A 19,585-nucleotide genomic window follows, 5' to 3' on the forward strand; every position below is an offset into this window, starting at 1 on the left:
ACGCCTCTTCCCTGATTTCTACGTTGTTCTAGCTTGAGCCGGTGGTCTTTCGAGGACGTGATACGACCACTGCGGCCCACAAGATTTCTAGACCTGCGCACCAGTCTAGTGACTTTTCCGCCCACTTGGCCACGGCACGTATGTAATGTCACGAAAGTGTTGCGCCTAACATGCCGTTCAGCGTATCCAAAGCACCGCTGGGCGAGCATGTGTCGAAGTGGTGCGCAATGGCCCTTCGTTCGATAGACTAATTCGCACTATGGAATCCCACTCTCCAAGCCGGTGTGCCGCCCAAGGGCGCAGTGCCGGCCACAACAGTCCATGTTCAGGAAGTTCCGCCTCCCTTTTGGAGCCTTCTAGTTGCCGCCCTGTCGGCACTGGAACTGAACTTCGCACGCCAGTGAATAGGCGGCGGTAAACGCCTATGGAATGGCTCTCAATACTTTTCGGCCTGCTGCTGATTCTCGGCACCGGCTTCTTCGTGGCCGTGGAATTCTCCCTGGTCGCCCTGGATAAAAGCACCGTGCAGCGTGCCGTAAATGACGGCGAGCGTGGCGCTAAGCCGCTGCTGCAGTGCCTCACCTCCCTCTCTACCCAGCTGTCCAGCTGCCAGCTGGGCATTACGCTGACCACGCTGCTGACCGGCTACGTGCTTGAACCCGCAATGAGCGCGCTGCTCGAGCCGTTGATGGAACAATTCGGCATTCCGGCCGCAAGCTCGCTGGCCATTGCCGTGGTGATCTCGATGGTCGTTGCCACCTTGCTTTCGATGCTGATCGGCGAACTGGTCCCGAAGAACATGGCAATTGCCCAGGCGATGAAGGTTGGCAAGCTGCTGGCCCGCCCGCAGCTGGTTTTCACCGCCATCTTCAAGCCGGCCATCATCGTGCTCAACGGCTTCTCGAATGCGGTACTGCGCAAGTTCTTCGGACTCGAAGCCAAGGAAGAAATCTCCGCGGCCCGCTCCTCGCAGGAACTGGCATCGCTGGTCCGCCGTTCGGCTCAGCTGGGCACCTTGGATGTGCAGACCGCTCGCTTCGTGGAATCCACCATTGAATTCTCCGAGCGCACCGCCGCCGACGTGATGACCCCGCGAACCTCGATGTCCACCATTGATTCCGAGGCGGCACTTTCCGAGCTGATCGAGGTCAGCGCGGACACCGGATTCTCGCGTTTCCCGGTCACCACCGGCTCCACCGATGAAATCCAAGGCATCTGCCACGTCAAGGCAATTGTCTCGGTGCCCCGCGAACGCCGCGCAGCGCTGCAGGTCGGCGAGTTCGCCCGCGACGCGCTGTACGTTCCGGAAACCATTCACCTGGATGTGCTGCTTGAGCAGTTGCGCGCCGCCGAGTTCCAGGTCGCGATCGTGATGGACGAATACGGTGGAACCGCTGGACTGGTGACCCTTGAAGACCTGGTCGAAGAAATCGTCGGCGAAGTTTCCGATGAGCACGACGAGGACGAGGAGGAAGCAGTCACCCAGCCCGACGGCAACTGGCTGTTCCCGGGCATGTACCGCCCGGACCAGATCAACGAGAACTTCGATACGGACGTCATCCCGGAAGAGTCGACCTACGAAACCATCGGCGGCTTCATGCTCGCCGAACTGGGCCGCTTGGCTGAACTCAATGACCGGGTCGCCACCGAGCACGGCACCTTCACGGTGACCGAGCTCGATGGCCGCCGCATCTCGCAGGTTCGTTTCGAACCAGCAGTGCAGGAGGATGGCAATGAATGACTTCATGGGCCTGGTCTGGCTGATTGTCTTGCTGGCTGGCAATGCCTTCTTCGTTGCCGGCGAATTCGCGGTGATGAGTGCGCGTCGTTCGCAGATTGAACCCTTGGCCGACGAGGGCAATAAGCGGGCAAAGATCGCGCTGTACGCCATGGAGCATGTTTCGATCATGCTCGCGGTGTGCCAGTTGGGCATTACCGTTTGCTCGCTGCTGATCCTGAATATTTCGGAGCCGGCGATCCACCACCTGCTGGCCGAACCGCTGACCATGATCGGCATGGCCGAATCAGCTGCGGACACCGTAGCGTTCCTGATTGCCTTGATCCTGGTGACCTTCCTGCACGTGACCTTCGGCGAAATGGTGCCGAAGAACATTTCGGTTTCCGTTGCGGACAAGGCCGTGCTGCTGCTGGCCATGCCACTGGTCGGCCTGTCCAAGGTGCTCAAGCCGATTACGGCGTCGCTCAATGGCGTGGCGAACCTGGTGCTGCACGCCTTCGGTATCGAACCGAAGGATGAGGTGGCCAGCTCGTATACCGCCGCTGAAGTCCGATCGATCATCGATGCTTCATCCGAGGAAGGCGCGCTGGATGAGGACGATGCCGCACGCTTGACCAAAGCGCTGGAATTCTCCTCGGTTACCGCGCGCAGCTGCATGGTTCCGCTCGATGACCTGTTCACCTTGGAATACGGGCAGACGACCGCGCGCGCTTTCGAGAAGAAGGTCGGCAAGACCGGATTCTCGCGCATGGTGATCACCAAGAACGAGGTTCCGGTGGGCTACTGGCATGTGAAGGACGTGATGCTCATCGATGATGCCCACTCCACGCAGCCACTGCTTGATTTGCCATTGCACCCGCTGGGCCGGTTGGAGCAGGACACCGAAATCGAGGCCGCCCTGGAAGCGATGCGGCAGGAAGGCAACCACCTTTCGGCGGTTGTCGACGAGTCGGGGGCAACGCTCGGCGTGCTCTTCCTGGAGGACGTGATCGAGGTGCTGGTCGGTGAAATCACCGATACCACGCGAAAACGCGTCAACCCGCCTCGCAGCGAAAAACGGGCAAATTAGCTCAAGCTCACCCCTGAGTGCATATTGCGAATGACTCGCAACTGATACGATTGACTGCGGCACCCATTGCGGGTGCCGCAGTTTTTCGTTGCCGGCCCATCCTCAGCCAGCGCAATCCAGAAAGCAGTCAATGACAGAGACCCCCATCGTCAGGTTTGAAGACGCGCGCCTTGCCTATGGCTCCCGCGTGCTCTGGGATGAACTCAACCTATCCATAGCGGCGGGGGAGTTCCTTGCAGTTCTAGGGCCCAACGGCTCGGGCAAGACCAGCTTCATCAACACGATGCTCGGCACCACCGCGCTCAATCGAGGCAGGGTCTCGATCGCCGGGGAGGCCGTGCGCCGGGGGTCGGCTGCCGTGGGGTTGATCCCGCAGCAGCGCCCCTTCGGGGACAACGTTCCCCTGCGCGCTCGCGACCTGGTCGCACTGGGACTGGATGGAACCCGGCCCGGGATTCGCGTGGCCCGCAGGGCCGTGCGCAACAAGGTCGACGAACTGCTGGAACTGGTCGGCGCTACCGCCTACGCCAACCGTGCGGTGTCCGACCTTTCCGGAGGCGAGCAGCAGCGCCTGCGCGCAGCGCAGGCTTTGGCCAGCGATCCCCGGGTCCTGCTATGCGACGAGCCGCTGCTCTCCCTGGACCTCAATCACCAGCAGGCGATCAGCGAAGTGATTCACCGCCAGGCCGCAGAGCGCGGCAGCGCGGTAGTCTTCGTGACGCACGAGATCAACCCGATCCTGCCCTATGTCGACCGCGTCTTGTACCTGGCCGAAGGCCGCTTCCATCTGGGCAGCGTGGATGAAGTCATGCAGTCTGCGGTGCTCACCGAACTTTACGGTGCTCCGGTCGAGGTGCTGCGGGTCAATGGCCGCATCGTGGTGGTCTCGGGCGATGGCAATCGGGCATTGCCGGCCGATGGGCACGACCACGTTGAAGAAATCGATCTAGAGACCGGAAAGTAGGAGCAGGACATGGACTTTTCGGATCTCATCGAGAAGGCGTTCAACTTCCAGGATTACGGACTGCTGCTTCCGCTGGTGACCAATTCCCTGATTGCCGGTGCAGTCCTGGGCGTGGTTGGCGGTCTGATCGGCATCTTCATCATGATGCGGGACATGGCTTTCGCCGTGCACGGCATCGCTGAGCTGTCCTTTGCGGGGGCGGCCTTCGCCTTGCTCATCGGCGCCGACGTGGTGACTGGCTCGGTGTTCGGGTCCATGATCGCGGCGCTGATCCTTGGCATTCTCGGAACCCGGGCGAGGGATCGGAATTCCATCACCGGCGTGCTGATGCCTTTCGGCCTTGGCCTGGGCATCTTGTTCCTGTCGCTGTATGAAGGGCGAAGCGCCAATAAGTTTGGCCTGCTGACCGGCCAGATCGTGGCCGTGGATGACGTGCAATTGACAGGAATGCTGGTCCTTTCGGCGGTGGTAGTGATCGCGCTGCTGGTTATTTGGCGTCCGCTGACCTTCGCTTCGGTGGACCCGGTGGTTGCCAATGCCCGGGGCGTGCGCACTGCTGGCCTGTCCATCGTCTTCATGATGATCCTGGCGCTGGCTGTAGCGGTGACGATTCAAGTGGTCGGTGCCTTGCTGGTGCTGGCGCTGCTGATCACGCCCGCCGCAGCCGCCATGCGCGTGAGCTCCAATCCGGTCATCACCGTCGTGCTCTCCATCGTGTTCGCGGAACTGGCTGTCGTGGGCGGCATCCTTCTTGCCCTGGCTGGTTCCTTGCCGATCAGTCCATATGTGACCACGATTTCGTTCGTGATCTATGTGGTCTGCCGCGGAATCGAAGCGGTGCGTTCCCCTCGCCGCCACCAAGTCTAGGAGCTGCATTCGGCCAGCGCGCCCCCGCTGGTTCCGGGCCCGGTTGACTAGCAAGCAGCCGAACCTCCAAGCTGGAGCATGAGCAAAATTCCAGCCAGTGAGATCTGGCCATTGGTGCATGCCGAACGCCTGGCCCTGATCGACGATCTGGGAACTTTGGATCCGGATCAGTGGGAAGTTCCCTCCCTGTGCGATGGGTGGAGCGTCCATGACGTGGCTGCTCATTTGGCAGATAACGCGCGTGCGACTTTCTTCCGCCTGCTTGCCGGGATGGCCAAGGCCGGATTCAGCTTGGACCGCCAGAACGACAATGGCGTGGCCGCCGAGAAGGCCGCGACTCCCGATGGGACATTGCGCAGGCTCGTCGAGGTCGCGGCTTTGCGGGCCACTCCACCGGTTCCGCTTGCCAGCAGGTTGGTGGAGGAAATCGCCCATGGGGAAGACATCCGTCGTGCCGTGGGCCTGAAACGGGCCTATCCTGCAGAATCCCTGGAGCCAGCAATCAAATACCAGGCAGCGACCCCGCAGGGTGTCGGGGGTGCCAAGGAATTAGCGAGCAGGGTCCAGCTGTGCAGCGAAGACGAAGACTTCCGGCTGGGCATCGGCCCGCAGATCGCAGGACCGCGCCTTGAACTGCTGATGCTGGTTTCAGGCCGAGGCAAGCACGCTGTGGGCCTGACGGGTCCGGGGCTGGCCCTCGTGCGGTAAATTGCAGAATAGGGAGGGGCCGCGCGGCAGAACGCGCGCCGCTGCCTAGGTTTCAGTAGTTCCTGGTCCGTCGGGCCTGGTGAGCCGTTCCTTGAAATCAGCGAACCATTTCGAGTCGCGCATTAGTTGCGGGAATGGCTTGTGCATGAATCCAGTTGTCGGTGGCGCAGTGGATCGATAGGACATCGCCGAGCCCGGACAGATCATCATCGAGTGCCGATCGCGGAAAGCGGTGTACTCGTACCAGCCGTCGGCCTGCTTTGCCTTGTTGCAGGTCGCGCAACGGCCCGAGGCATTGGCCACGGTCGTCTTGCCGCCACGTGCATACTGGAGCACGTGGTCTGTTTCTTCGACCAGCCCGTCGCAGAAGGGCGTTCGGCAATGCCGATCGCGAATCCCGATGAACCTCTTGAGCTTATCCGGGAAGATCCGGGCTTTGGAATCCATCGCGATTAGTTCCTGGTCCCCGGGAGCGGTGTAGAGACGAGTTATCTCCGTCATCACTTCGATCCGCTCAATATTCTCGGGGGCGAGTTCGGCTTCCATTTCCGCGAAGGTCAGCTCGTTGGGAATCTGGTGGCCGCCAATGAGTTCCCGCGCAGTCTGCGCGGGGATGAAGCCGTAGCCTTCCAAGTAGGCCGGTTCGCGATCACCCATGAACAGCGCTCTATCGGTCATGACCAGTCCGAGCTGGACGTTGATCTTCTGCTCATTGTTTTCATCGAAGAACATGTAGCGGGCCAGCAGATCGGCCTGGATCTGGGTGCGGGTGCGGGCATCGCCCTTGCGCTTGATCCTGCATGACTGGTTTCGCAGCGTCATCTGCAATCCGGTTCCGCCAACGATAGGCAGACGGGCCTGGAGGAAGACGCACCCTGCTTCCCGATCGGTGCGGAAGCGAACGTAGCGTTGCTGGTTGGCTTCCTTCAGCTTCTTGTCTTCCCGGTCCGATGCGTACTTGATCGTGAAGCTGGTGACCGTTTCCTTGATGCGCTTGGGGCCCATGGATTCGAACATGTCTGGATTCTGCCCGTAGATCGCATCGAACTCGGTGCGGCGCAATGGCCGGACTTCCTGCAGCGGGGTGAGCATTGCGTTGATCTGCGCTTCGGTGAATTCACCACGGGAGAATGCGGCAGCGATATTCGGGGTGTCCTCGAAGAGGATGCGGCAATTGGCCAGGTAGTTCCTGGAACCGCGTTGAGTCTGCTTGCGGGCGATGGCAACGCGGCTGGCCGCTCCGCGGACCTGGTCATCGATGTTGGTGCCGCGCTCTTCATTCTCGCGCAGGACTTCCTTCTCCAACTGGTGAGCCAGGCCGGCTTGCTGATAGCGCAAGGATGAGACCAGTCCTTCGACGGACTCGATAACCCGGGCGCACGCGGCCTTGCCGCCGTGGTCATGGAACCATGACAGGTCGTTCTGCAGCTGGATCAGGTGGGATTCGAAATCCGGCTGATCTGCTGGGCGGGCTAGGCTGTTTCCTTGCGCCTTTGCTTCGAACATAGTACTAGTATACGCCCATTGCTAGAATATGTCTTCGAATGATTCAGCTGTGGATTACCGAATTCTTGGGGCGCCGAACAGTCCGCTGGACCCAGGTCCAGGCAGCGGAAAGGGCTACGAGGCAGCGGGGGCGCCAGCCTTGGCTTTGGCACGGCAGTCGGCGCAGAGGCCGTAGATTTCCACGGTGTGCTCGGGATCGGAGAAGTCGTGCTCCGCGGCAACCCGAGCGGCCCAGCGCTCGACGGAAGGGGCAAGTACCTCGACGGTTTTGGAGCAAACGCGGCAGACCAGATGATGGTGGTGGACCTCGGTGACGCACTGGCGGAAGCGGGCTTCGCCATCTCCGCTGCGCAGCACATCGACCAGGCCATCGTCGGCCATGGACTGCAGCAGGCGGTACACGGTGGCCAGCGAAACCTTTTTCTCCGAATCCTGCAGCCAACGATGCAGCTGCTGGGCGGTGGCGAAATCATCGACCTCGCCCAGTGCCTCGGTGACGGCCAGGCGCTGCTTGGTGACCCGGGTTTCTGGCTGGGACATCGACGTGCACCATTCCTTGAGTTTGTTGCGGACCGGCGATGAGCCAGCGAACTGGGCCAATCACCTGCGGTTTCCCTCAATTTTAGCCAACTTTGCGTTGCAATGCGTGTCTGGCTCTGGCATGGGCGGGGCGCTGAGCCTACGCTAAGGATATGCGCATCAAACTTAGGGGCCATTCCTGCTTGGAAGCGAGCACGATCGACGGCAAGGTCTTGCTGGATCCGGGCGGATTTTCGCAGCTTGACGACGCGTTCGACGGCATCAATGCCGTGCTGGTCACCCATGAGCATGCTGACCATGCCGACCAGCCGGCCATTGCCGCCGCGCTGGAGGCGAATTCCATCCTGGAGCTCTACGCGCCGGCCGCGCTGGCGCAGGCGATGCGCGACCAGCTGCCGCCAGCGGCCCAATCCCAGGTGGTGACGGTGCGAGCCGGGGCCGACTTCATTGTCGGCGGCATTCGCGTACGGACTTTCGGAGGCACCCACGCCACCATCCACCATTCCATTGCAGTGGTTGCCAACGTGGGCTACCTCCTGGGGGACCGCGCGGTAGGCCAGCTGGAGGTCTTCCACCCGGGCGACAGCTACCAGGTGCCGGTGGGGGCGCAGCCGGATGTGCTGCTGCTGCCGGTGATGGCCCCGTGGGGCAAGATGGCCGAGGCTGCCGACTTCGCGGTGGCCGTGGATGCGAAGTGCTGGATGCCGATCCACGACGGGCTGCTCAACGCCGACGGACTGGGGCTTTTCGATCGCCAGCTCGGCGCGATCGCCCAGCGGGCAGGATGCAGCTATGTGCGCTTGGAACCTGGAATCGAACATCATCTCGACGAGTTGCTGGGAGGCACCAACGAATGAACCCCTTGATAAGCGCCGCGCAGCTTCGCGAAATCCTGGACGCCGGGGGCCAGCCGGTGCTGCTCGATGTGCGGTGGGTCCTGGGCCGCGACGACGGGGCGCAGAGCTACGCTGCCGGGCATATCCCCGGCGCGGTGTTCGCTGACCTGGAAAAAGAGCTTTCCGGTGCGCCGGGCGAGCATACCGGCCGCCACCCGCTGCCTTTGCCGGCGGACTTCGAGCAGGCCGCGCGCGGCTGGGGCATCAACGCCCAGAGCCACGTGGTGGCGTACGACAACTCCGGAGCCCTCGCCGCGGCCCGGGCCTGGTGGCTGCTGCGCCATGCCGGATTCGACCGCGTGCAGGTGCTCGACGGCGGGCTCGAGGCCTGGACGGACGCCGGCGGAGAGCTGGCGCTGGGCTACGAGCAGGCCGCCAAGGGCAGCGTTTCGCTGTCGTGGGGCCGGATGCCGGTGGTGGAGTACGAGGAGCTGGACACCTTGCCCGGCACCCTGATCGACTCGCGGGCCACCGCGCGCTACCTGGGCATCGAGGAGCCCATCGACCCGGTGGCCGGGCATATTCCCGGTGCGCTGAACCGTCCCACCACCGACAACCTCGACGCGCAGATGCGTTTCCGGGCGCCGGAGGTGCTGCATTCCAGCTTCGTGACGCTGGGTGCCCACAGGCCGGGATCGGCCGCCTACTGCGGTTCGGGGATCACCGCGGCGCACCAGGTATTGGCCGCGGCAAGTGCCGGGATCCCGCTGGGGCTCTTCCCCGGCAGCTGGTCCGAATACTGCTCCTACCCGGATGCGCCGGTCGCTACGAGCGACGAGAAGCACCGCCACTAGAATTCAGCCATCGAGCAAGAAAGGCAGCAATGAGTACGCTGTTCACCAAGATCATCAACGGGCAGATCCCGGGCCGCTTCGTGTGGGAGGACGAAACCTGCGTGGCGTTCTTGTCCATCGGGCCGCTCTCCGACGGGCACGCACTGGTGGTTCCGCGCGAGGAAATCGACGAGTTCACCGATGCCTCCGACGAGCTGGTTGCGCACCTGACCCTGGTCGCGGCCAAGATCGGGCGCACCCAGAAGCGCGTGTTCTCCGCGCAGCGCGCGGGCCTGATGATCGCCGGATTCGAGGTGCCGCACCTGCATGTGCATGTCTGGCCGACCAACTCGCTGGCGGACTTCGACCTGTCCAATGCGGCCGATAACCCGGATCCGGTGGCCATGGACAAGAACGCGCAAGCGCTTCGCGCGGGCCTGCGCGAAGATGGCCACGGGGAATTCGTGCCCGAGGCCTAGCCGGTGCAATTCATCCGCTACCAGGGCACCGAGCCCAATCACCGCGGCGTGCACCTGGGGATTTTCGCGCTGGCCAATTCCCTGGGCCACGGCGGGAAGCTGAGCGCCGCCGAACACGCCATCTGGCGTGCGGGCAACGACTGGTACGACGCTGCCTATCCGAACCCGAGCCGCACCCATCGGGCAATCTACGATCATGCGATCAACCCCGGGGCCGTGGCGTGGTTCAAGGGCAGCGCGCAGCACCTGCTGGAGCGCGTCGAGCCGTATTTGCGGTTGCTCGACGCGCACCGGATCGGCTGGGAGAAGCTGGAAAGCAGTGCTCCGGGCACCATCATCTACGAAGATGACGTGCAGGTGATCGCCACGCCCGCAGTGCCCTAGCCCTTCACCCGGCGCATGGTCATGTGGGAGGTGACGCGGCGGACCGCCGGCAGCGCGGTCAGCTTGGGAATCAGGTCCCGGTCGTAGGCCTCGGCATCGGCCACCTGGATGCGCAGGAAGTAGTCGGGCTGGCCGTAGAGGCGGCGTATTTCGGTGACGCCGGCAACGGTGTCCACCGCCTTCTCGAATTCGTCGAGGCTGTGCTCGTTGTTCATTTCGACGTCAATGGCCACGGTAACCTCGAAGCCCCTGCCATAGGCCTTGGGATTGACGATCGCCTTGTAGCCATGGATGATTCCCTCGGCCTCCAGGCGCTGGACGCGGCGCAGGCAGGGAGCGGGGGTCAGGCCCACCCTGCGCGAGAGCTCGAGGTTGCTGATGCGGCCGTCATTTTCCAGTTCGGCAATAATTGCGCGGTCAAGATCATCCATGCATCTATTATTGCCGATCCAACCCGTCGGTTGGCTAGAATTGGCAACCATATTTGGCTTGGAATTTCCTAATATTGCTTCATGAGCGAAAAACTGGCAATTAAAGGTTCCCGGCCTTTGTCCGACGAGGGCCGATGGCAGCAGATCAGGCTGGGCGCGAAAAATGTGCTTCCCGCCAGTCTGGCGGTCATGCCATTGGGCCTGGCCCTGGGCGTGCTGCTGGTGCGCTCGGGATTGCCCTGGTGGTCAGCTCCCTTGCTTGCCGGGCTGGTGTTCGCCGGTTCCCTGGAATTCCTCTTGATCGGGCTGCTTGCCGCCGTGGCGCCGCTGTCCCATATCGCCCTGACCACGCTGGTAGTCAATTTCCGCCACGTATTCTATGCGATCTCTTTCCCGCTGCACCGGGTCAAGGGCCAGGGGGCGAAGTTCTACAGCATGTTTGCGCTGACCGATGAGGCCTATGCGCTGACCCTGCAGGCCGAGCGGAAGGACTATTCCTCGACGCGGATCCTGGCCATCCAGAGCCTGTTCCATGCAAGCTGGACCACCAGCGTGCTGGGCGGATCGCTGCTGGGCGCAATGATCCCCGAATCCATCAGGGGTCTGGAATTCGCGGTGACCGCATTGTTTGCCGTGCTGGCGATCGAAGCGTTCAAGGCCTACCGCAGTGTGCCGCTGTCCATGCTGGCGCTGATCAGCGCCGTGGCGGCCAGCTGGATCGCACCGCAGAGCATGATGGTGGTAGCCATGGCGATTTTCCTGGCCGGACTTGCGGCGGCCTACCTGCTGCGACGGCGCACCGGCACCGCTCAGCAGGCCGGCGGGCAGCAGGCGGGAGAAGCAGCCGATGCCCGATAGCCTCTACCTCTTCTCGGCCATCGCGTTGAGCACCGCAGTGACCTTCGGGCTGCGTGCCTTGCCCTTCGCCTTCATCGCCAAATTGCGCAGCAACGCGTTCATCAACTACCTGGCGCTGCGCATGCCCTTGGGAATCATGGTGGTGCTGGTTGCTTCCACGGTGCCTGCCGGCATTGCGGATCCGGCCGTGGCGTGGCCGGTGGCCACCGCCCTGGCGGCCACCGTGGTGCTGCACCTGCTCAAGTCCAATGCGGTGCTCAGCGTGCTGGGCGGTACCGCCGTCTACGTTGGGATCCTCAGCTGGCCGCTATAGCTGCGCCAGCGAATCCTTGATCGCCTTGCGGATGCGCTTTTCGCTGACCGAATAGGCGGTGCCCAGCTCTTGGGCGAACAGCGAAATGCGCATTTCCTCCAGCATCCACTTCACCTGGGCCAAGTCCGCCGGCACCCGGGCTCCGGGCGGAACCCGATCCAGGGCGGTATCGTATTCGTCTTCCAGCTTCTGGATCACGACCAGGGCCTGGGAATCACGGGTGACCGCACCTGCGCGCAGCTTCTCCAAGCGCTTCTCGATGCCCTGCACATAGCGCGGCAGGCGCATCAGGTTCGCTGCCCCGGTGGCCGCGATGAAGCCCGGATAGATCAGCTGCTCGAGCTGGGAGCGGATATCGGTGACTGCCGCGAACATCGCCAGGGAGTTGGTGCTCTTCAGATCCTTGTTGATCCGGGTCGAGGAGCCGAAGACCTTCGCCACGATCCCGGTAATCGTGAAGACCGTGTCGATCTGCTCGGCGCGCACCGTCTCGAACAGCGCCTCGAATTCGGCGCGGTTCATCGGTAGCTTCTCGGGCACCAGCTGGTCTACCGCGGCCATGGTGCAATCGGCAATCAGCTTCTCGATGGACCCGTGCGGGTTCTGCGTGAACACCAGCTTCTCAGCGTTCTTCAGGTGCGAAATCACGAACTTCCCGGCAGGCGGCAAGCGCAGCATCAGCAACCGGATGACACCGGTGCGGTGCGCCGCATCGCGCTCGGCGTGGGTGCGGAAAACACTCAGGTCGACCTTTTCGCCGGTGTCCATAAGCCCCGGATAGGCGGTGATCTGCTGGCCCATCACCGTGGTGGTGACCTTGGCAGGCAGCGTATCGCCCAGGGTATCGCCTGATGATTCCAGCTGCGGCCAATGATCCAGCGACTTCTGGTCCCAGGCGCCGGTGGCCGCCGCTGCGGTGGCCGCGGCGCCCTTCTTCCTGGACTGCGCCTTCGACGCGGCCGCAGGCTTGCCAGGCACCCCCGGCTTGCCGGTGGCGACACCGGGGGAGTTGACCCCGCTGGCCAGCGCGGCGCGGTTGGCCGCGGCGAACTTGTACTGCAACGCGGCCAGGTCATCGCCGCTGCCCAGCACCTTCCCCGAAGCATCGGTGACGGTGAAGCCGAAGCGCAGATGCGCAGGCAGGGTCGAGAAGTCGAAGACCGAAGGCTCGACGACCATGCCGCGCAGCCGGCGCAGCACCAAGGCCAGGGAATCGGCCAGGTCATCGGCCGCCGGATCGAAGTCCGCCTCCAGCATGGCCAGCGCCTTGGCCGCCACATCCGGGGCAGGCACGAAGTTCTTGCGGATGGCCTTGGGCATCGAACGGATCAGCGCGGTGAGCAGCTCGTGGCGCAACCCCGGAATCAGCCAGGCGAAGCGCGCGGGATCCAGCTGGTTCAAGAACACCACCGGGACCGTGAGCGAAACGCCATCGCCTTCTCCCGGGGCGGCCGCCGGGTTGTACTCGTAGGACAGCGGCAAGTGGATGCTGCCCAGCTGCCAGGTGGTGGGGAACGCGGCCTCGTCAACCGCATCGGACTCGGCCAGCAGCGCCTCGGGGTCGAAGTCCAGCAGCGAGGGATCGGTGGCGCGGGCCTTCTTCCACCAGCGGTCGAAGTGGCGCTCCGAGTAGACCTCGGCGCCCACCCGGGCATCGTAGAAGGCGAACAGGTCCTCATCGGAAATGCGCAGGTCATGGCGGCGCATGCGGGTTTCGAGCTCTTCGACTTCTTCGAGCAGCGCCCGGTTCTTGGCGAAGAACTTATGGTGGGTGCGCCAATCGCCCTCCACCAGCGCGTGGCGGATGAACAGCTCGCGAGCCAGGTCCTTATCCACCCGCCAGTAGTGGAACTGGCGGCGCGGGATGATCGGCAGGCCGAAAAGCGTGACCTTCTCGTAGCCCATGACCGAACCGGTGCGCTTGGACCAGTGCGGCTCGGAGTGGGTGCGCTTGAGCAGGTGCGGAGCCAGCTCTTCCACCCATTCGGGGGAGATGGCCGCGTTGGTGCGGGCCCACAGCCGCGAGGTTTCCACCAGCTCGGCGGACATCACCCAGGTCGGGGACTTCTTGAACAGGCCCGAGCCGGGGAAGATCGCAAAACGGGTGCCGCGCGCGCCCAGGTAGTCGCGCTTGCGCTCATCGTAGAGCCCGATGTGCCCCAGCAGGCCCGACAGCAGCGACTTGTGCACCTGGTCCTCATTGGCCGCCGGGTCGATCGGGGCGGCCGCCATGGTGATGCCCAGCGGCTTGGCCAGCTGGCGCAGCTGGGTGAACAGGTCCTGCCACTCGCGCACGCGCAGGTAGTTGATGAACTCGTTCTTGCACAGCCGGCGGAAAGCGGAGGAGGACAGGTCCTTCTGCTGCTCCTGCAGGTAGGCCCACAAATTCAGCAATGCAATGAAGTCGGACTTGTCATCGGCGAAGCGCTTATGCAGCTCCACCGCACGATCACGCTGCCCGGTCTCCTCGCTGGGACGCTCGCGCGGGTCCTGGATGCTCAGCCCGGCAGCCAGCACCATCACTTCCTTGGCGACCCCGCGCTGTGCGGACTCGACGATCATCCGGCCCAGGCGCACATCCAGCGGCAGCACCGCCAGCGCCCTGCCGGTTTCGGTCAGCTTCGCGGCCTTGTCCTGCTCCAGCGCACCGAGCTCGCGCAGCAGGTTCACGCCATCGGTGATGGCCTTGGCTTCGGGCGGCTGGACGAACGGGAAGCTGGCAACCTCGGCGGCCGAAGCGACCACGCCCATGGAGATCATCTGCAGGATCACGCTGGCCAGGTTGGTGCGCAGGATTTCCGGGTCGGTGAACTCCGGACGCGCCTCGTAGTCGGGCTCCGAGTACAAGCGGATGGCGATGCCCTCCGACACGCGGCCGCAACGTCCCGAACGCTGGTTGGCGCTGGCCTGCGAAACGCGCTCGATGGGCAGGCGCTGCACCTTGGTGCGGTGAGAATAGCGCGAAATGCGGGCGGTGCCGGTATCGATCACGTACTTGATGCCCGGCACCGTCAGCGAGGTCTCGGCGACGTTGGTGGCCAGGATGATGCGCGGGGCGCCACCGGGGTGGAAGACCCGGTGCTGCTCGGCCAGCGACAACCGGGCGAACAGCGGGAGCACCTCATAGCGCGGCAGGCGCTTATTGGCGGTGACCATGGCGCGCAAGGCTTCGGCCGCGTCGCGGATTTCGCGCTCGCCGGAGAAGAAGATCAGGATGTCCCCGGGCGCTTCGCCGCTCAGTTCCTTGACCGCGTCGGTGACCGCATCCAGTGGGTCGCGTTCTTCCTCCAGCGTGTTCTCCGCGGCCTCGTCCGCGTCGACATCGAGCTCGGCCTGCAGCGGGCGGTAGCGCAATTCGACGGGGAAGGTGCGCCCGGAAACCTCCAGGATCGGGGCAGGCTCGACGCCGCCGCCGGGCAGCGGCTTGCCGAAGTGCTCGGCGAAGCGCTGCGGGTCGATGGTGGCGGAGGTGATGATGATCTTCAGCTCGGGGCGCTTGGGCATGATCTGCTTGAGGTAGCCCAGCAGGAAATCGATGTTCAGGCTGCGCTCGTGGGCCTCGTCGATGATGATCGCCGAGTATTTCTTGAGCAGCTTGTCGCGCTTGATCTCGGCTAGCAGGATGCCGTCGGTCATCACCTTCAGCTTGGTCTTGCGCGAAACCTCGCCGGTGAAGCGCACGTGGAAGCCGACTTCCTCGCCGATTTCGGTGCCCATTTCCTCGGCGATGCGCTCGGCCACGGTGCGCGCGGCCAGGCGGCGCGGCTGGGTGTGCCCGATCATGCCCTTCTCGGCCAGGCCGAGCTCGATGAGCATCTTGGGAAGCTGGGTGGTCTTGCCCGAACCGGTTTCGCCGGCGATTACCACGACCTGGTTTTCGCGGACCGCGGCGAGGATGTCCTCGCGGCGGGCTGAAACGGGAAGGGCTTCGGGATACGTAATGCTGAGCGCCATGATGTTCCCATTCTATTCGCGCCACGCATTTTCGTGGTGGCCGCCGGGCCGAAGCCCGATTCGGGGCAGGAAATGTGCTCCCGGACGCATTGCTCCATGAGTCAAATTTTCAGATTGTCCAAGCAATTGTCGACAAGTTCGGGCCGGTAAATACAAAACTTCCAGATTCTGCTTCCCGGCGGAGCATTTGTGTCCACAAGAATCCGTATCAAGATGCAAACGTCTAGGAATCGACCTTGATTGTAGGCAAGGTGAGGTCGTTCACATGTAAGATCGGGGGTAATCATCGACGTGATGCCTGGACGGTTCCCGCATGCTGCGCACCAGTTGCGCTTCATAACCAGGCTTCCGCGCTATCGGTGGGAATCACTCGCAAGGGAACTTTGAAAGGAACTTCAATGAAGAGCTTCACCGCCATGAAATTCGCTGCCATCGCAGCAGCTGGCGCACTGGCCCTGACCGCCTGCGGCGGCAGTGGCGAGCAGGGCACCGCGGAGGGCGGCGACGAGGCCGTCAAGATCGGCATCTCCCAGTTCGTCTCGCACCCTTCGCTGGACGCAGTGGTCACCGGCTTCAAGGCAGGCATGGAAGAAGCCGGCTACACCGGCGAGAAGATCAGCTACGACGAGAACAACGCCGAAACCGATCAGGCTACCAACACCTCGATTGCCGGCAAGCTCGCCGCTGATTCGGATATCGACCTGGTGCTGGCAATTGCTACCCCATCGGCCCAGGCTGCGGCGCAGGCGATTACCAAGGTTCCGGTGCTCTTCTCCGCTGTGACCGACCCGGTTGATGCCAAGCTGGTCGCCTCCAATGAAGCTCCGGGCGCGAATGTCACCGGCACGTCGGACATGAACCCGGTCGACGAGCAGCTGCAGTTGCTCAAGGACCTGGTGCCCGATGCCAAGAAGGTCGGCATTGTCTACTCCTCGGGTGAAGCCAACTCCGCAGTCCAGGTGAAGATGGCCAAGGAAGCAGCCAAGGGCCTGGGCTTGACCATTGAAGAAGCCGCTGTCTCGGCGTCCAGCGAAGTCCAGCAGGCCGCCAGCTCGCTGGATGTCGACGCGTACTACGTTCCGACTGACAACGCTGTCGTTTCTGCCCTGGAAGGCCTGCTGCAGGTTGCCGAGAAGAACGGCGTGCCGGTCATTTCGGCTGACGGCGAGTCCGTCAAGCGCGGTGCTACCGCAACCTACGGCATCAACTACGAGAAGCTGGGCGCGCAGACCGCTGCCATGGCCGTGAAGCTGCTCAAGGGCGAGGCCGAGCCGGCAACCCTGCCGGTGGAGACCATCTCCGAGGTCGATCTCTACCTGAATGAAGATGCCGCCAAGAAGGCAGGCATCGAATTCACCGACGAGATGAAGTCCGAAGCCGTAGAGGTCTACTAAGCCCCGGCAACAACTTACCGACGCAAGGCGAGGCGCATAACCTGGTGCCTCGCCTTTCGTCGTGATTACCTGCAAAACTTACAACTCAAGGATCCACACATGATCACAGCGGTTGAACTCGGCCTGATTTACGCCATCATGGCGCTCGGGGTGTACCTGACCTTTCGTATCCTGGACTTTCCCGACCTGACTGTCGACGGCAGCTTCACCACCGGTGCCGCCGTCGCCTCGGTGGGCATCGTGAACGGGATGAATCCCTGGCTGGCCACCGTGCTGGCCTTCTTCGCCGGCATGGTTGCCGGTGTCATTACCGGCCTGCTGCATACCAAGGGCAAGATCGACGGCCTGCTCGCCGGCATCCTGACCATGATCGCGCTGTACTCGATCAACCTGCGCATCATGGGCAAGGCCAACACCCCCTTGCTGGGGGAGGAGACCCTGATCAGCCCGATGCGCGTCTCGGGCCTGCTCGGCTCATGGGCGTCGGTGGCCATCCTCTTTGCCGTCTGCCTGGTCTTCGTGGCAGCGATCGTCTGGTTCCTGCACACCGAGCTGGGCATGGCCATGCGGGCCACCGGCGACAACCAGGAAATGATCCGTTCCTTCGGCGTGAGCACCGACAACCAGAAGATCCTGGGCCTGGCGCTGTCCAACGGCCTGGTGGCGCTGTCCGGTGCGGTCATCGCCCAGTACCAGGGCTTCGCCGATATCGGCATGGGCATCGGCCTGATCCTGATCGGCCTGGCCTCGGTCATCGTCGGCCAGGCGATCTTCACCCAGCGCTACATCTGGCTGGCCGCCATCGCGGTGGTCTTCGGCGCAGTGATCTACCGCCTGGTGATCCAGATGGCCCTGTCGGCAGGCCTGGAGGTCAACGACATGAAGCTGATCTCCGCGGTCCTCGTCGTCGTCGCCCTGCTGCTGCCGAAGTGGAAGGGCTTCCAGAAGATCATCAAGAACTTCAAGCGCACCCCAGCAGCAGTTGAAACCAAGGAAGAGGTTCGCACCAATGCTTGAAATCAAGAACCTGTCGCGCACGTTCTTCCCGGGAACTGTCAACGAGCGCAAGGCGCTGCGCAACATCAACCTGAACCTGTCGGACGGTGAATTCGTCACCGTCATCGGCTCCAACGGCGCCGGCAAGTCCACCGTGCTGAATATGGTTGCAGGCAAGCTGCAGCCCGATGCCGGTTCGGTGTCCATCGCGGGGAAGAACGTCACCAGGATGGCCGACTACACCCGCGCCAAGTACATCGGCCGGGTATTCCAGGACCCGATGGCCGGCACTGCGCCGACCATGTCCATCGAGGAGAACATGGCTCTGGCCTACGCCCGCGGCCGTTTCCGCGGCCTGGGCCTGGGCGTAGGCACCAAGCGGCGCGAGCTGTTCGTCGAGGAGCTCAAGAGCTTGGAACTCGGTTTGGAAGGCCGCTTGAAGACCAAGGTGGGCCTGCTCTCGGGCGGCCAGCGCCAGGCGCTGAGCTTGCTGATGGCCACATTCTCCAAGCCCAAGATCCTGCTGCTCGATGAGCACACCGCGGCCCTGGATCCGCAGCGTGCCGCGCTGGTCTCGCGCCTGACCAAGGAAATTGTCGAACGCCACCAGTTGACCACGTTGATGGTGACGCACAATATGGAACAGGCCTTGCAGCTGGGCACCCGGCTGATCATGATGCACGATGGGCAGATCATCCTGGACCTGGACCAGGAAGAGAAGTCCAAGATGACCGTCAAGGGCCTGCTGGAGGAATTCAGCAAGATCAAGGGCGCACAGCTCGATGACAAGACCATGCTGCAGTAGCCGCTGGCCAGCATCTGCGCAGGCTCCGCACCCGATGGGTGCGGGGCCTGTCGGGTTTAAGGCAGCGGTTTGCGAAGGCGGTGCTCGACGCGTCCTGAGCTCCGGTCGATGACTTGCTGTCCTGTCCATTGGTACCCGCAACGGCGATAGAGCGCCTCGGCACATGCATTGCTGGCGATCAGCAGACTGGACATGGCTGGGGCAGTGACCAGCAGGATGGATCAGTTCTACACCTGTCGGCCTGCCTGCGCTGTCAAGATCCTAGTTCACGAGGTACGGCATGCTAGAAGACTCGATTTCTGCCGTTTCAACTGCTAGCTCATGAGAGAGCGCGACATGCGCGGCCGCAGCTCTGGCATCGTAGGTGGCATTAATGGGTTTACTCATGCAGCTGATCTCCGATACTCAATATGAATTTGAGAAATATTCATGCAGTTAAAGATGCATTGCTATAAACCTGCCTAGGATTAACACCTTCTGCGAAACGAATGGTGGACTATTGAGAACCCGTAGCGCGTACATAGCTGCAGCGACAGGAGTCGTCGGTCTGGCTCTCATCACTGGATTGCTGTCGGGTTGCTCTTTGACTGGGAAATACTCCGATGAAACCTGCGACGGCCGCAAACCCGTCAGCTCGTTAGAGCAGGCGGGCACGGAATTGGTAGTTGCTGCGTATGCTGGCGATCGGACTGGAGTTTGCCGGGTTACTTCGCCATTTCCAGGAGGAAACCTGGATGACCAGATGGTCAGCCAGACTCGGCAGATTCTAGAGAACCACGGCATTACACCTGAAAATGTGTCGGTCGTGGTTGGAGAGCAGTTTGGAAGCGCAGTATCCGTTCACCTGACTGATGGTAGCCAGTATGCTCGGCACTCACTGTGGGTCGGTGGCCATAGTATCCGTGAGGAA

18 protein-coding genes are annotated in these 19,585 nt (G+C 62.8%); 14 read left to right on the top strand and 4 right to left on the bottom strand.

Annotation, left to right across the window (positions count from 1 at the left end):
* Positions 1–424: 424 nt before the first annotated feature.
* From ACIOU9_RS13765 to ACIOU9_RS13785, 5 genes are all read left to right on the top strand, one after another.
* Entirely contained in the window at positions 425–1,741 is a 1,317-nt protein-coding gene (locus ACIOU9_RS13765) for a hemolysin family protein (protein ID WP_105658381.1), read from the top strand.
* On the top strand, positions 1,734–2,807 hold the full coding sequence (locus ACIOU9_RS13770) for a hemolysin family protein (RefSeq protein ID WP_166650811.1): 1,074 nt from the start codon (positions 1,734–1,736) through the stop codon (positions 2,805–2,807). The genes ACIOU9_RS13765 and ACIOU9_RS13770 overlap by 8 nt, the downstream gene beginning before the upstream one ends.
* Positions 2,808–2,937: 130 nt before the next feature.
* Complete coding sequence (locus ACIOU9_RS13775) at positions 2,938–3,771, top strand: metal ABC transporter ATP-binding protein (protein ID WP_105662569.1); 834 nt, start codon at positions 2,938–2,940, stop codon at positions 3,769–3,771.
* 9 nt (positions 3,772–3,780) lie between these two features.
* Positions 3,781–4,638, top strand: a complete 858-nt coding sequence (locus ACIOU9_RS13780; protein WP_105658383.1) for a metal ABC transporter permease — start codon at positions 3,781–3,783, stop codon at positions 4,636–4,638.
* Between the two features lie 78 nt (positions 4,639–4,716).
* Positions 4,717–5,346: a maleylpyruvate isomerase family mycothiol-dependent enzyme gene (locus tag ACIOU9_RS13785; protein ID WP_133834480.1), complete on the top strand. Its 630-nt coding sequence runs from the start codon at positions 4,717–4,719 to the stop codon at positions 5,344–5,346.
* 45 nt (positions 5,347–5,391) lie between these two features.
* Here the strand turns inward: ACIOU9_RS13785 and ACIOU9_RS13790 are convergent, their stop codons facing one another.
* Together ACIOU9_RS13790 and ACIOU9_RS13795 are read right to left on the bottom strand one after the other, a co-directional pair.
* A complete protein-coding gene (locus ACIOU9_RS13790; protein WP_402697263.1) occupies positions 5,392–6,852 on the bottom strand; it encodes an HNH endonuclease in 1,461 nt (486 codons plus the stop codon).
* Between the two features lie 114 nt (positions 6,853–6,966).
* The gene (locus ACIOU9_RS13795) at positions 6,967–7,392 is read right to left on the bottom strand and encodes a Fur family transcriptional regulator (RefSeq protein ID WP_105658386.1); all 426 of its coding nucleotides are present in this window, start codon (positions 7,390–7,392) and stop codon (positions 6,967–6,969) included.
* A 152-nt stretch (positions 7,393–7,544) separates the two neighbouring features.
* Between ACIOU9_RS13795 and ACIOU9_RS13800 the strand changes: the two genes are divergently transcribed.
* From ACIOU9_RS13800 to ACIOU9_RS13815, 4 genes are read left to right on the top strand one after another with little or no spacing between them, the layout of a single operon-like run.
* Positions 7,545–8,249: an MBL fold metallo-hydrolase gene (locus ACIOU9_RS13800; protein ID WP_133834478.1), complete on the top strand. Its 705-nt coding sequence runs from the start codon at positions 7,545–7,547 to the stop codon at positions 8,247–8,249.
* Positions 8,246–9,082 (top strand): sulfurtransferase, encoded by an 837-nt coding sequence (locus ACIOU9_RS13805; RefSeq protein ID WP_402697264.1) that lies wholly within the window; start codon positions 8,246–8,248, stop codon positions 9,080–9,082. The genes ACIOU9_RS13800 and ACIOU9_RS13805 overlap by 4 nt, the downstream gene beginning before the upstream one ends.
* A 29-nt stretch (positions 9,083–9,111) precedes the next feature.
* Positions 9,112–9,540: an HIT family protein gene (locus ACIOU9_RS13810; RefSeq protein ID WP_105662573.1), complete on the top strand. Its 429-nt coding sequence runs from the start codon at positions 9,112–9,114 to the stop codon at positions 9,538–9,540.
* A 3-nt stretch (positions 9,541–9,543) separates the two neighbouring features.
* On the top strand, positions 9,544–9,924 hold the full coding sequence (locus ACIOU9_RS13815) for a hypothetical protein (protein ID WP_105662574.1): 381 nt from the start codon (positions 9,544–9,546) through the stop codon (positions 9,922–9,924).
* Here the strand turns inward: ACIOU9_RS13815 and ACIOU9_RS13820 are convergent.
* Entirely contained in the window at positions 9,921–10,355 is a 435-nt protein-coding gene (locus tag ACIOU9_RS13820; protein ID WP_105658391.1) for an Lrp/AsnC family transcriptional regulator, read from the bottom strand. The genes ACIOU9_RS13815 and ACIOU9_RS13820 overlap by 4 nt on opposite strands.
* An 81-nt stretch (positions 10,356–10,436) precedes the next feature.
* On the opposite strand from ACIOU9_RS13820, the gene ACIOU9_RS13825 reads away from it, so the two are divergent.
* Positions 10,437–11,213, top strand: a complete 777-nt coding sequence (locus ACIOU9_RS13825) for an AzlC family ABC transporter permease (protein ID WP_105658392.1) — start codon at positions 10,437–10,439, stop codon at positions 11,211–11,213.
* A complete protein-coding gene (locus ACIOU9_RS13830) occupies positions 11,203–11,526 on the top strand; it encodes a branched-chain amino acid transporter permease (RefSeq protein ID WP_105658393.1) in 324 nt (107 codons plus the stop codon). Before ACIOU9_RS13825 ends, ACIOU9_RS13830 begins: the two co-directional genes overlap by 11 nt.
* On the opposite strand, the gene hrpA is transcribed toward ACIOU9_RS13830, so the two are convergent.
* Positions 11,521–15,480, bottom strand: a complete 3,960-nt coding sequence (gene hrpA, locus ACIOU9_RS13835; protein WP_402697265.1) for an ATP-dependent RNA helicase HrpA — start codon at positions 15,478–15,480, stop codon at positions 11,521–11,523. The two genes, ACIOU9_RS13830 and hrpA, sit on opposite strands and share 6 nt — an antisense overlap.
* A 398-nt stretch (positions 15,481–15,878) precedes the next feature.
* On the opposite strand from hrpA, the gene ACIOU9_RS13840 reads away from it, so the two are divergent.
* From ACIOU9_RS13840 to ACIOU9_RS13850, 3 genes are all read left to right on the top strand, one after another.
* Positions 15,879–16,874 (top strand): ABC transporter substrate-binding protein, encoded by a 996-nt coding sequence (locus ACIOU9_RS13840; protein WP_105658395.1) that lies wholly within the window; start codon positions 15,879–15,881, stop codon positions 16,872–16,874.
* 99 nt (positions 16,875–16,973) lie between these two features.
* A complete protein-coding gene (locus ACIOU9_RS13845; protein WP_105658396.1) occupies positions 16,974–17,891 on the top strand; it encodes an ABC transporter permease in 918 nt (305 codons plus the stop codon).
* Positions 17,884–18,675, top strand: coding sequence for an ABC transporter ATP-binding protein (locus ACIOU9_RS13850; protein ID WP_105662577.1), 792 nt, complete (start codon positions 17,884–17,886; stop codon positions 18,673–18,675). The genes ACIOU9_RS13845 and ACIOU9_RS13850 overlap by 8 nt, the downstream gene beginning before the upstream one ends.
* The last annotated feature ends 910 nt before the right edge of the window (positions 18,676–19,585 follow it).

The organism is Glutamicibacter sp. NPDC087583 (assembly GCF_044743685.1).
In the GTDB taxonomy this organism is placed as follows: Bacteria; Actinomycetota; Actinomycetes; order Actinomycetales; family Micrococcaceae; genus Glutamicibacter.

Coding starts and splice junctions, on each gene's coding strand:
- ACIOU9_RS13840 (WP_105658395.1), top strand. CDS start 15,879: ATGAAGAGCTTCACCGCCATGAAATTCGCTGCCATCGCAGCAGCTGGC.
- ACIOU9_RS13810 (WP_105662573.1), top strand. CDS start 9,112: ATGAGTACGCTGTTCACCAAGATCATCAACGGGCAGATCCCGGGCCGC.
- ACIOU9_RS13850 (WP_105662577.1), top strand. CDS start 17,884: ATGCTTGAAATCAAGAACCTGTCGCGCACGTTCTTCCCGGGAACTGTC.
- ACIOU9_RS13795 (WP_105658386.1), bottom strand. CDS start 7,392: ATGTCCCAGCCAGAAACCCGGGTCACCAAGCAGCGCCTGGCCGTCACC.
- ACIOU9_RS13800 (WP_133834478.1), top strand. CDS start 7,545: ATGCGCATCAAACTTAGGGGCCATTCCTGCTTGGAAGCGAGCACGATC.
- ACIOU9_RS13830 (WP_105658393.1), top strand. CDS start 11,203: ATGCCCGATAGCCTCTACCTCTTCTCGGCCATCGCGTTGAGCACCGCA.
- ACIOU9_RS13770 (WP_166650811.1), top strand. CDS start 1,734: ATGAATGACTTCATGGGCCTGGTCTGGCTGATTGTCTTGCTGGCTGGC.
- ACIOU9_RS13845 (WP_105658396.1), top strand. CDS start 16,974: ATGATCACAGCGGTTGAACTCGGCCTGATTTACGCCATCATGGCGCTC.
- ACIOU9_RS13780 (WP_105658383.1), top strand. CDS start 3,781: ATGGACTTTTCGGATCTCATCGAGAAGGCGTTCAACTTCCAGGATTAC.
- ACIOU9_RS13820 (WP_105658391.1), bottom strand. CDS start 10,355: ATGGATGATCTTGACCGCGCAATTATTGCCGAACTGGAAAATGACGGC.
- hrpA (WP_402697265.1), bottom strand. CDS start 15,480: ATGGCGCTCAGCATTACGTATCCCGAAGCCCTTCCCGTTTCAGCCCGC.
- ACIOU9_RS13805 (WP_402697264.1), top strand. CDS start 8,246: ATGAACCCCTTGATAAGCGCCGCGCAGCTTCGCGAAATCCTGGACGCC.
- ACIOU9_RS13825 (WP_105658392.1), top strand. CDS start 10,437: ATGAGCGAAAAACTGGCAATTAAAGGTTCCCGGCCTTTGTCCGACGAG.
- ACIOU9_RS13785 (WP_133834480.1), top strand. CDS start 4,717: ATGAGCAAAATTCCAGCCAGTGAGATCTGGCCATTGGTGCATGCCGAA.
- ACIOU9_RS13775 (WP_105662569.1), top strand. CDS start 2,938: ATGACAGAGACCCCCATCGTCAGGTTTGAAGACGCGCGCCTTGCCTAT.
- ACIOU9_RS13790 (WP_402697263.1), bottom strand. CDS start 6,852: ATGTTCGAAGCAAAGGCGCAAGGAAACAGCCTAGCCCGCCCAGCAGAT.
- ACIOU9_RS13765 (WP_105658381.1), top strand. CDS start 425: ATGGAATGGCTCTCAATACTTTTCGGCCTGCTGCTGATTCTCGGCACC.